At 66.9% G+C, this 10,448-nt stretch carries 10 protein-coding genes and 1 pseudogene; 4 read left to right on the forward strand and 7 right to left on the reverse strand.

Annotated features, from left to right (window positions below):
• Positions 1-83 precede the first annotated feature (83 nt).
• Positions 84-401: pseudogene (locus EOA49_RS26940) on the reverse strand (low affinity iron permease family protein); the annotation flags it as partial.
• Between the two features lie 292 nt (positions 402-693).
• On the opposite strand from EOA49_RS26940, the gene EOA49_RS26945 reads away from it, so the two are divergent.
• Together EOA49_RS26945 and EOA49_RS26950 are read left to right on the forward strand one after the other, a co-directional pair.
• Positions 694-885, forward strand: coding sequence for a hypothetical protein (locus tag EOA49_RS26945; protein ID WP_067322383.1), 192 nt, complete (start codon positions 694-696; stop codon positions 883-885).
• 103 nt (positions 886-988) lie between these two features.
• Complete coding sequence (locus EOA49_RS26950; RefSeq protein WP_067322386.1) at positions 989-1,300, forward strand: hypothetical protein; 312 nt, start codon at positions 989-991, stop codon at positions 1,298-1,300.
• 53 nt (positions 1,301-1,353) lie between these two features.
• On the opposite strand, the gene EOA49_RS26955 is transcribed toward EOA49_RS26950, so the two are convergent.
• The 5 genes from EOA49_RS26955 to EOA49_RS26975 all read right to left on the reverse strand — a co-directional run bounded on the left by EOA49_RS26955 (position 1,354) and on the right by EOA49_RS26975 (position 5,609).
• A complete protein-coding gene (locus EOA49_RS26955; protein WP_082953788.1) occupies positions 1,354-1,821 on the reverse strand; it encodes a MaoC family dehydratase in 468 nt (155 codons plus the stop codon).
• Positions 1,818-3,113, reverse strand: a complete 1,296-nt coding sequence (locus EOA49_RS26960; RefSeq protein WP_127240733.1) for an NAD(P)/FAD-dependent oxidoreductase — start codon at positions 3,111-3,113, stop codon at positions 1,818-1,820. Before EOA49_RS26960 ends, EOA49_RS26955 begins: the two co-directional genes overlap by 4 nt.
• Before the next feature lie 24 nt (positions 3,114-3,137).
• Positions 3,138-4,364 (reverse strand): NAD(P)/FAD-dependent oxidoreductase, encoded by a 1,227-nt coding sequence (locus EOA49_RS26965; protein ID WP_127240732.1) that lies wholly within the window; start codon positions 4,362-4,364, stop codon positions 3,138-3,140.
• Positions 4,365-4,533: 169 nt separating this feature from the next.
• A complete protein-coding gene (locus tag EOA49_RS26970) occupies positions 4,534-5,112 on the reverse strand; it encodes an OsmC family protein (RefSeq protein WP_095801426.1) in 579 nt (192 codons plus the stop codon).
• Between the two features lie 260 nt (positions 5,113-5,372).
• Positions 5,373-5,609, reverse strand: coding sequence for a DUF1127 domain-containing protein (locus EOA49_RS26975; RefSeq protein WP_164746786.1), 237 nt, complete (start codon positions 5,607-5,609; stop codon positions 5,373-5,375).
• Positions 5,610-5,801: 192 nt separating this feature from the next.
• Here EOA49_RS26975 and EOA49_RS26980 point away from each other — a divergent pair, with 192 nt between their 5' ends.
• Together EOA49_RS26980 and EOA49_RS26985 are read left to right on the forward strand one after the other, a co-directional pair.
• Positions 5,802-7,184 (forward strand): nodulation protein NfeD, encoded by a 1,383-nt coding sequence (locus tag EOA49_RS26980; protein WP_127240730.1) that lies wholly within the window; start codon positions 5,802-5,804, stop codon positions 7,182-7,184.
• A complete protein-coding gene (locus EOA49_RS26985; RefSeq protein WP_095801424.1) occupies positions 7,181-7,945 on the forward strand; it encodes a slipin family protein in 765 nt (254 codons plus the stop codon). The genes EOA49_RS26980 and EOA49_RS26985 overlap by 4 nt, the downstream gene beginning before the upstream one ends.
• 157 nt (positions 7,946-8,102) lie before the next feature.
• On the opposite strand, the gene EOA49_RS26990 is transcribed toward EOA49_RS26985, so the two are convergent.
• Positions 8,103-10,391, reverse strand: coding sequence for a xanthine dehydrogenase family protein molybdopterin-binding subunit (locus EOA49_RS26990; RefSeq protein ID WP_127240729.1), 2,289 nt, complete (start codon positions 10,389-10,391; stop codon positions 8,103-8,105).
• Positions 10,392-10,448 lie beyond the last annotated feature (57 nt).

Here is a 10,448-nt window from a genome sequence, read left to right on the forward strand (position 1 = left end):
CAGCTACCCCAACGCCCCCCGCCCGCTGCGGCACCGGCCTCATTCGTCTCGTTCTGCGATGCCGCCTCGGCCGAGCCGGCTTCCGCTTCGCGCTCCAGCTCGACCAGCTTCGACTTGATCTCTTGCGTGTCCGCATGCTCGAGCCCAACCACGTCATTGCGTGTCTGCCGCAGCGCGATCACGATCTCGTCGAGTTTGGCGTGGATGGCCGCCGTGTCCCGGTACCCCTGGATAAGCACGATCCCCGTGATGATGATGGCCGCTGCCGACAGGGCATAGGTCACCGTGTTGGTAAGTCCGAAGGGTACGAGCAAGGTGCACGCAACCATCGCGATAACCATCGCATAGAAGCCGGGCGGCCTAGACAGAAAATCGGCGACGATGAAGAGGAGCCGATTCATGGGCGACGCTATGAAAGCAGGAACCCGGCTATCAGCACGGTGAGGACCATCGAGGCCGGCACGGCAAGCAGCCAGCGAGCCTCCAGGACACTGTTGGTAGGGTCTTCCATTTATCCTCCCATCGGCGAATTGCTTGCCGGCAAACGGCGACCAAGAGCGTTCGTTCCACTCATCGGCCAACCGTCCGAAGCGCCGTCGGATTGAAGTCCGGAAAGCAAAGAAGAGGATCGACCGCCGCAACCTAAGTCATGCTTCCGCATTTCTGACGCGCCATTGCATCGGGAGGCTATATATGACCGACGGACTCGCGGACGATCTGGAAGACCAGCCCTATGAAACAGCGTCCTTCGCCAGCAAATACGGGCTCTCCGACAAGCTTGCCAAGGCCATGTTGATCGCGAACGGACCGTCGCGACGCGCCTGCGACGCCGCGGCGGGCACTTACCTCAGATATGTTGCGCTGCGGCGCGAACGCCCGAAATGACCTTCGCTGCGTTGCTGCCGGGCAGCCCGATCCAGGCCGGAACCAAACAGCCCGGCAGGGGTTTATCCGGCGAAGGGACGCTCCACCAACCAGGAATATTGCAATGAAAACAGTGCTTCTCGCAGCGTTGGCGCTTTGCGTCGCGGCACCCGCCGTCGCATCCGCCGCCGAGGCCGATGTGGTCATCACGACGCATCACAGGCACCATTACCATCACCGTCCCGCCATCGTCATCAATGAGGAAGGCCACCGCCTTCATCACCGCCATCACGGCACCGTCGCATTCTATGACAACGGCCGCCGCGCCTGGCATCGCCATCACCGCTCGGACGCCGTCGTCGTCACGAGCTCAGTCGAGCGTCATCACCGCTACCACCGTCGTCCGGTCACCGTCGAAAGCGACACCGACTATTGACGGCTATCGGCCCGGCTCGGGAACCGAAAGCCGGGCCGAACCGTTGCCGGCGATCATTTGTCCGCCTCGCCCCCGGCGAGCGGCACGGTGAACACCGTCGCGGTGCCGGTGAGACAAAGCTCGCCGGCCTCGTTGCGCACCGAGGTCTCCAATTTCGTGATCGGCTTGTCGGCGCGCACGTCCTTGACCTCGACGCGGCCGGTGATCAGTTCGCCGACACCGACCGCCTTGACGAATTTCCAGGAGACTTCGAGGAACACCGAGCCGGGCCCGGGAAGGTCCTCCGCGACCACCGCGTTCAGGATGCCGGAGGTGACGCCGCCCTGCACGATGAGCTTGCCGAACACCGAGGCCTCGGCCAACGCCTTGTCGTAATGCAGCGGATTGCGGTCGCCGGTCATCTCCGCGAAGGCGTCGATATCCTGCGGTTGCGTGCGCCGCGAACGCTCGGCGACGGCGCCGACCTGCGGCCGCCCCTTGATGACGCCTATCCACCCGTCCTTCATCAAATGTACGGTCATGGTCTTACTCCCGTTCGGTTGCGATAGAGGCTCGAGCCCGCCATTGCCTGCGGTTCGTCCTTGTTTGCCGGCTCTCGATAAGTCGCCAGCCCGCTCATGGCGGGCACGGCGCGGCGGACCGGGATCGCGTGTGCGGCGAGCGCCCGAACCTCGGCCTTCATCACCGCGCTGAAGCGGCGATGCCGCTCGCCGATATCGGCCAGCGACCAGTCGAAGCCGGCAATGGCGTCAGTGGTGTCGAGGATCTGATGGGCGAAGAGATCGCGCTCCTGCTGCCAGGTCGCGAAGGCTGCCTCCGATCCGTCCAGGATCGCCCGCGCCAAGCCCTCGGCATCGCGCAGCGCGTCGGCAATGCCGTGCGAGGTGAGCGGGTCGCGGAAGAAGCCGGCATCGCCGACCAGCGCCCAGCCTGGTCCGTGAGCGTGGCGGATGTAGCCCGGCACGCCGCGGAAAGCCTGCAGGCGGGCATCGTCGGGCGCCCGGCTCGCCTGTTCGGCCAGTGCCGGCGAAAGCGCCTCGAGCACCTCCATGCGGGCGCGGAAATGATCAAGGCGGAAGCGCTCGTCGAACAGCTTGGTCGGCACCGAAGCGACGATGCAGGCCAGCCCGGCATTGGTCGGAATGAGGGAGCCGGCGATGCCGTCGCGGAAATACCAGTGATAGCCGGCGCCGGGTTCGACCGGCGCGTAGCCATAAACATGGGCAGCCGAGACCGTGCCTCTTCTGAGCACTTGCGCGTCGCAGCATTTCGCCACCGTGGAGCCGATGCCGTCGGCGCCGATCACGATGTCGGCGCTTAAACGTAAGGCCGCGCGGCCGGCGCCGCGGATCTCGACGCCGCGCACGCGTCCGCGCGTGTCGGCAAAGAGGTCGCCGACCGCCACGTCGTGCAGGAACTCGGCGCCGGCCTTGCGCGCGGCATCGACGAGCATGCGGTCGAGCACGGTGCGCCTAGGCGCGATCAGCCCGGGAAGATCGGGCCCGGCATTGAGCAGAATGGTGATCTCCTCGTCGCCATAGTGGAACGTCGTTGTCTCGATCAGCGGCGTGCCGGCCCTGAGGAGCGGTTTGAGCAGGCCCCAGCGCGACAGCTGCAGCACGGCGGGCCGCATCAGCGCGTGCGTCGACAGCGTGTCTGAGCCGTAGGGCCGGCGCTCGATCGCCAGCACCGTCAGGCCGGCGCGGGCAAGCAGCAGCGCCGTCGAGGCCCCGGCGCAGCGCGCACCGACGATGATGGCGTCGTAATGGGCGCGCTTGGGCGTGGGCGGCAGGGAAATCGCGGTCGTTGGCATCTCCGGTGTCCTCACGGCGGCCTCTCAGGCGGCTTGGCGACCTTTGCGGTCGAGATAGATGGAGACCTCGGCGGCGATCGCTTGCGCGTCGACGCCGGCGCCGCCGATGAAGTTGGAATCGCGCTTGCGCAGGAAGCGGAAGCCGAGCGCGTAGAGTCCGGGAACGCTGGTGATCCCGCCGCGGTGCGCCAGCTCGCCATCCGGCCCGACCGCCGACGGCTCCAGCCAGTCGAACGAGCGGGCATAGCCCGTCGCCCAGATCACCGTGCCGGTCGCCCCCTCCGACAGCGAAAGCCGCTGGCGGCGCGCAGAGGGCACCGGCACCGGCTCGCGCCGGCCGGGCCGCGCGGCGCCGGCGAAGCGGTCGATCTCGGCAAGCAGCCGCCCCTGCTTCGCGTCCGCCGCCGCGATCTGCGCGGCAAGATCGTCGGCAAAGGCGATCTCGCGGTTGGCTATGCCGCGCACGCGGCCGGTGAGCTCGACGCCGAGCGCCTGCAGCGTGGCAAGGTCGACATCGGCCTTGTCCGGTCGTCCGACGAGTTGCAGCGAGGGCTGCCGCCTGGCGCTCTCCGGGTTGGCGAGTCCGTCGAGCGGCTGGGCCATCACGCCCATCTGGCAGAGCCAGAAGAAGATGTCCTTGCCGCGCCACAGTCTCGGCAGGCGCGTATGCTTGCCGACGGACAGGATCACACGCCGGCCGGCGCGCGCGAGCTCGTCGGCGATCTGCACGCCGGAAGATGAGGCACCGACGATCAGCACCCCGCCGGGCGGCAACTCGCCAGGGGAACGATATTCTGAAGCGTGGATATTCAGCGGTCCGCCTCTGGTCTCCGACACAAAGGGCATCATCGGCCGGTCGCAATGCCCCGTCGCCACCACTACGACCCTGGCCAACCAGTCGCCGGCGCCGGTGGCGAGCGCGAAGCCGCCGCCGGTCCGCCTGCAGGAGGTGACCTCGACGTTGCATTCCACCGGCACCTGCCAGCGGCTTGCATAGGTTTCGAGATCATGGACGAACACGTCCTTTGTCCTGAAGCCGTCGGGGTCCGGGCCGTCATAGGGCGAGCCGGGCAGGCCGTTCAGCCAGTTCGGCGTCAACAGCCTTAGCGATCGCCAGCTCTGCGTGCGCCAGCGCTCGCCGATGCGGCCGCGCTCCAGCACGACATGGTCGATTCCGGCGCGGCCAAGGCAATGGCTGAGCGCAAGCCCGGCCTGCCCGCCGCCGATGATGACGACGTCAGCATGTTTCATGGCTCTGTTCCGAGGCCCTGGGGAGAGACGGTCCGGATTTCTCCGAACCGTCGCTTCAGCTAACGCATGTCGCCCAGAAGTGTGCAGCGGTTCTGGAACAACGACATGCGTCAAAACAAAGATCTAAAGCGCGTCGCCTGAATCCGTTTTCAGGGCGACGCGCTTTAGGTCACTGGATGGTCTTGATGCCGACCGTGACCGGCACGCCGTTGGTCAGCACGTCGAACACGGCCGAGCGTGCGCGGGCCTGCTCGACCAGCTGCTCGAGCTTCTCGGCCGGCGCGTCGCCCTCGACCTCGAACGACACCTGGATGTTCTGGAAGCCGTTGCGGACCTCGTCCGAGATGCCGAGGATGCCGCGCAGGTCGATGTCGCCGTCGACCGAGCACTTCACGCTGGTGAGCTTGATGCCGCGCGCGGCGGCGATGTTGGCGAGCCCCGCCATCAGGCAGCTCGCCAGCCCATGCAGCAGCCACTCGACAGGGGTCGGGGCGTTGTCGGCGCCGCACAGGATCGCCGGATGGTCGCTGTCGGCATAGAAGGGCTTCTCGTGCTTCTGCTCCTGGCCGGCACCGTGGAAGCCATGCATGACGCTCTTGCTGTGGGTGCCTTCGATCCATTCGTTGTGGGCGCGGAACTGGAACTTCGCCAGCTCCGGCTGACCGGCGACGAAATTGATGGTCGCCAGAAGGTTCGGTGTGTCGACGCCGTTGAGCGGAACGCGGGCAGGTTTGGTGTTGGGTTGCATGTGACTACTCCGAAGGTTGCTTTGCGGCTTGGTTGCCGTGACGGCTCCTTTCTGACGCCGATGCGTTTGAACGAGAGTGGATGGCAGCGTGGAATTTCTGATACGCCCACCGTGGAAATTGCATCGGCCGTTTCATTTCGGCGGGCAGCCCGCGACCGGTTCCAATGCGGGCAATGCTTCGCGCCGGAACGCGAAAACCCCGGCGAGCCGGGGTTTTCACCAGCCTTGCGGCCGGCCGCCGATGCACTCGTTCATCCGCTTCAGGCGTCCGTCCTGCCGGCTGCGGCGAGCGCGGCGCGCGTGGACGTGTAGTGCTCGATCTGCGAGCGGCTGATGCCCATGTCCTTGAGCAAATAGTCCGGCATGGCGCGCAGCGCGGCGCGATCGCTGCGCATCCGCATGGCGTGATAGGCCAGCCGCAAACCGCGGCGGGCAGAGCCGAACAGGTTGAAGCCTGTGCGGTCGGTTTCGTACTGCAAACGATCCATCGTCGTCATTCTCGTCTCCATTGTTGCGAACGCGTTCATTCGCGCCGTCGATGGGGACAATGACGTACGGGCGAGGGAGCCAGCGTTGGAGGCGACGTCGAAATTGCCGTGGAATCGTGAGGAGGGAAATTACCCGCTCCGCTGCCGTCATTGGACTTGCCCCGGCACAACCCCATATTGAATCCCAAGGAGCTTTGAGGCGTGAAACTCGCGCGGGTGGCCCTTCTGGCAGCGGCTTTCATGGCCGCCGCGGCGGTTTTCCCCTTCTCCTCGGCCGAAACCGCGGGGGAGAGGATGGCCTTGAGCATCGCGATTGACGGCGCCATCGGTCCGGCGAGTTCGCGCCAGCTCAAGGAAGCGCTCAAGACCGCGGCCGAGCGCAACGCCGGGGCTCTCATCCTTCAGCTCGACACGCCCGGCGGCCTCGTCACGTCGATGCGCGAGATGATCGCCGATATCCTGGCGTCCCCCGTTCCCGTCATCGGCTATGTCGCGCCCGCCGGCGGTCATGCGGCGAGCGCCGGAACCTATATCCTTTACTCGACCCATGTCGCGGCGATGGCGCCCGGCACCAATCTGGGCGCCGCGACTCCGGTCGAGATCGGCGGGCTGCCCTCGCTTCCCGGCGGTGAGAAGGACGACAAGGACACCGGGAAGCCAGCCGGGGACCCGATGACGGCCAAGGCGACCAACGACGCGGTGGCGCTAATCCGCTCCCTCGCCGAACTGCGCGGGCGCAATGGCGACTGGGGCGAGAAGGCGGTTCGCGAGGCGGCGAGCCTCTCGGCAGGTGCGGCGCTGCAGCAACATGTCATCGACTTCGTCGCCCGTGACACGGCGGAGCTGCTGCAGCTCGCCGACGGCCGCACCGTCGACGTGGCCGGCAAGAAAGAGGTGCTGGCGACGAAGGGCCTGGCCGTCGAGGTCCTGGATCCCGGCTGGTTCATCCGGCTTCTCGCGGTCATCACCGATCCGAACGTTGCCGTCCTCCTGATGCTGATCGGCTTCTACGGCATCGTCTTCGAGGTCACGAGCCCAGGTGCGGTGGCGCCTGGCGTCATTGGCGCCATCTGCCTCGTACTCGGCCTCTACGCGCTCGATCTCTTGCCGATCAACTATACCGGTCTCGCCCTGATGCTGCTCGGCGTCGCCTTCCTCATCGTCGAGGCTTTCAGTCCGACAGTGGTGCTGGGTGTCGGCGGCGCGGCCGCCTTCCTGCTCGGCGCGGCCATGCTGCTCAAGGTCGAGGGGCCGGGCTTCGCCATATCGTGGGCGGTCATCGGCCCCGCCGCGGCGCTGACGCTGGGCCTCGCGCTGCTGGCCGGCAGCTATCTTTGGGCGGCGCGCCGCAATCCGCCGCGCGTCGGCGGCGGGGCCATGCACGGTCTTTCCGTGAACGTTCTCGACTGGGAAGGCGGAGAAGGTCATGTGCTGGCGCTCGGCGAGCGCTGGCGCGCCAAGGCCGAGGAGCCGATCGCGCCCGGAGATCGTGCTGAGGTGACCGCCGTCAGCGATCTCGTGCTGACGGTGCGGCGGCGTGGTGCAGGTCACAACGGAGCGGGAAACGACGGAGCAAAACGATGACGCTCGGCTATGTCGCCTATCTGATCCTCGCGCTGCTGGTGATCATGTTCCTGTCGGCGGCGATCCGCATCCTGAGGGAATATGAGCGGGGCGTGGTCTTCACGCTCGGCCGCTTCACCGGGGTCAAGGGGCCCGGCCTCATCCTGCTCGTTCCCTTCATCCAGCAGATGGTGCGCGTGGACCTGCGCGTTGTGGTGCAGGACGTGCCGCCGCAGGACGTCATCTCGCGCGACAATGTCTCGGTCAAGGTCAACGCGGTGCTCTATTTCCGCATCGTCGACGCCGAGCGGGCGATCATCCAGGTCGAGGATTTCATGACCGCCACCAACCAGCTGGCGCAGACCACGCTGCGCTCGGTGCTCGGCAAGCACGAGCTGGACGAGATGCTGGCCGAGCGCGACAAGCTCAACAGCGACATCCAGGACATCCTCGACCAGCGCACCGACGCCTGGGGCATCAAGGTCTCCAATGTCGAGATCAAGCATGTCGACCTGAATGAGAGCATGGTCCGGGCCATCGCCAAGCAGGCAGAGGCCGAGCGGCTGCGGCGCGCCAAGGTCATCAACGCCGACGGCGAGCAGCAGGCGGCGGCCAAGCTGGTCGAGGCCGGCCGCATGCTGGCGGCCGAACCGCAGGCCATGCAGCTGCGCTATTTCGAGGCCCTGCACGACATCGCCGGCGAGCGCTCATCGACGGTGGTCTTCCCGCTGCCGATGGATCTGCTCAGCCAGTTTTTGAAGGGCCAGAGCCAGGGCAAGTGATCTCCCCCTCGAGGCGGAGATGCCCGGCAGGGCAGAGGGGGTCGGTCCGACTGGACTCGGCCTATTGCGACGGTTGTAGGTTGGCGCCCCACGCGCGGCGACCCCCTCTGTCGCCTTCGGCGACATCTCCCCCTCGAGGGGGGAGACAAGGCCGGCGCTAAATCAACTTCTCCAGCGTAATCGGCAGGTCCCGCACCCGCTTCCCCGTCGCGTGGAACACCGCGTTGGCAATCGCCGGAGCGACGCCGACGATGCCGAGCTCGCCGACGCCCTTGCCGCCCAGCGCCGAGGAATGCGGGTCGGGGATGCCGACCGAGATCGTCTGGATATCCGGGATGTCGGCATTGGTCGGCAGCATGTAGTCGGCGAGATTGCCGTTGACGATCCGGCCATGGCGGCGGTCGACGATGCCTTCTTCCAGCAGCGCCTGGCCGATACCCATGATGATGCCGCCCTTCCACTGGCTCTCCGCCAGCTTGGGGTTGTAGAGCCGGCCGGAATCGAGCGCCGACACGACGCGCGACACGCGCACCGTTCCAAAATCCTCGTCGACGCGCACCTCGACGAAATGCGCGCACCAGGAGTGGCGGGAATAATCGCCCTCGGTGTGTGGCAGCGCCATGGCGATGGTAGTGTAGTTGTTGTAGCGCTGCTCCGGCGTGAAGCTGGCCGGGACAGTGTCGCCCTTGGCCTCGATCTTTTCGCGACCGAGGGCGCGCATCAGCTCGGCGATCGAGAACTCCGGGCCGTCACCGCGCGGCGAGGCGATGCGGCCACCCTTCACTTGCAGCGTGTTCGCTTGCAGCCCATGGAAGGGCGAGCGCGGATCGGAGAGCGCCAGCCCGATCAGCTCGTCCAGCGCCTGGCCCGCCGCCTTGTAGACGGCGCCGGTCATGACCCCGGCAAGCCGCGAGCCGCCGGTGACGCCGGCGCGGGCGAAATGGGAATCCCCCAGCCTCACCGACACCTTCTCCACCGGCACGCCAAGCGTCTCGGCCGCGGTCTGCGCCAGGATCGTGTAGGTGCCCTGGCCCATGTCGATGGAGGAGCTTTCGACCTCGACCGAGCCGTCGGCCAGGAGCTTCACCACAGCCTCGCCATAGGCGCGCCGAACCGGATAGGTGCCGGCCGCGACGCCCCAGCCGATGAGCTGGTGGCCGTCGCGCATCGAGCGCGGCTCACGCGAACGCTTGGCCCAGCCGAAGGCTTCCGCGCCGGCGGCAAAGGCCTCGCGCAACTGCCTTGTCGACCACGCCTTCTTGGCGTGGGAATCCTGCTCGGCATAATTGATCAGCCGCATCTCCAGCGGGTCGATACCGAGCTCATGGGCGAGCTCGTCGATGGCGCATTCGATACCGAAGGCGCTCGGGTTCTCGCCCGGCGCGCGCTTCGCCCCCGGCACCACCGTGTTCACCCTGACCACATTCTGTTTCGAGGAGAAATTGGGCGTCGCATACATGATCGAGGTGACGGAGCCGAGCGGCTCGACCCACATGCCGTCGACCGCCGTCTCGTTGACGCCGCGATGCACGATCGACTGGATGCGACCCGCCTTGTCGGCGCCGATCGCAACTGTCTGGCGCGTCGCGGCGCGGCCGCCATAGGAGGTGAAATTCTGCGGGCGGTTGAGCACCAGCTTCACCGGGCGTCCGAGCATCTTTGCCGCTGCCGCCGCCACCGCGCTGTGCGCGAGCGCCAGCGCCTTGGAGCCGAAGCCGCCGCCGATATAGGGCGACACCAGCCGCACATTCTCGAACGGCACGCCGAACCATTCGGCATAGGTGCGCGCCATGCCGTCGAGCCACTGGCTCGGTTCCCAGATGGTGAGCTGGTCGCCCTCCCAGCGCGCGATCAGCCCGTGCGGCTCCATCGCCGCCTGGAACTCGCGCGGCGTGTTGTAGGCGGCGCAGACGCGCACCGGTGCCTCGGCAAAGGCGGCCTCGGCGTCGCCCCATTCCTTGGTCATGGCGTCGACCGGAATACCGTCGCTGCCGTCGCTCAGGTCGACGACTGCCGGCGTCTCGTCATAGCTGACCTTGACCAGCGCCGCGGCGGCGACGGCCTGCTCGAAGGTCTCGGCCACGACGGCAGCAATGTGCTGGCCGGAAAAGGTGACCTCGCGGACGAGCGGGCAATAGGTTTCTTCGGACGGCTGTCTGCCGAACCAGTCCGATGCCGAATTCAGGTCCATGATGGTGTCGGGCGTCAGCACCGCGAGCACGCCTGGCGCGGTTTCCGCCGCGCGCGTGTCGATGCCGGTGACCTTGCCGGCGGCAATCGTCGCGCCGACCAGTACCGCATGGGTCAGGCCTTCGAGGTGCTGTTCGAACGCGTAACGCGCGGCGCCGGTGATCTTGGCCGGGCCGTCGACGCGCGACAGGCGCCCGCCCACCGCTTCGAGGCGCGCGCTGTCGGAGCCTGCGTGTTTCATGTCATGAACGGTCATGCCGTTTCTCCCAATTTCAGGATGGCGCGCGCGATCACGCGGGGCGCCAATGCGATC

Source organism: Mesorhizobium sp. M1A.F.Ca.IN.020.04.1.1 (genome assembly GCF_003997315.1).
Lineage (GTDB): Bacteria > Pseudomonadota > Alphaproteobacteria > Rhizobiales > Rhizobiaceae > Mesorhizobium.

What these genes read in the sequence shown, in the direction of transcription:
- EOA49_RS26960 (WP_127240733.1), bottom strand. Translation starts at nt 3,113, where the DNA reads ATGCCAACGACCGCGATTTCCCTGCCGCCCACGCCCAAGCGCGCCCAT.
- EOA49_RS26945 (WP_067322383.1), top strand. Translation starts at nt 694, where the DNA reads ATGACCGACGGACTCGCGGACGATCTGGAAGACCAGCCCTATGAAACA.
- EOA49_RS26950 (WP_067322386.1), top strand. Translation starts at nt 989, where the DNA reads ATGAAAACAGTGCTTCTCGCAGCGTTGGCGCTTTGCGTCGCGGCACCC.
- EOA49_RS26955 (WP_082953788.1), bottom strand. Translation starts at nt 1,821, where the DNA reads ATGACCGTACATTTGATGAAGGACGGGTGGATAGGCGTCATCAAGGGG.
- EOA49_RS26990 (WP_127240729.1), bottom strand. Translation starts at nt 10,391, where the DNA reads ATGACCGTTCATGACATGAAACACGCAGGCTCCGACAGCGCGCGCCTC.
- EOA49_RS26970 (WP_095801426.1), bottom strand. Translation starts at nt 5,112, where the DNA reads ATGCAACCCAACACCAAACCTGCCCGCGTTCCGCTCAACGGCGTCGAC.
- EOA49_RS26985 (WP_095801424.1), top strand. Translation starts at nt 7,181, where the DNA reads ATGACGCTCGGCTATGTCGCCTATCTGATCCTCGCGCTGCTGGTGATC.
- EOA49_RS26975 (WP_164746786.1), bottom strand. Translation starts at nt 5,609, where the DNA reads ATGACGACGATGGATCGTTTGCAGTACGAAACCGACCGCACAGGCTTC.
- EOA49_RS26965 (WP_127240732.1), bottom strand. Translation starts at nt 4,364, where the DNA reads ATGAAACATGCTGACGTCGTCATCATCGGCGGCGGGCAGGCCGGGCTT.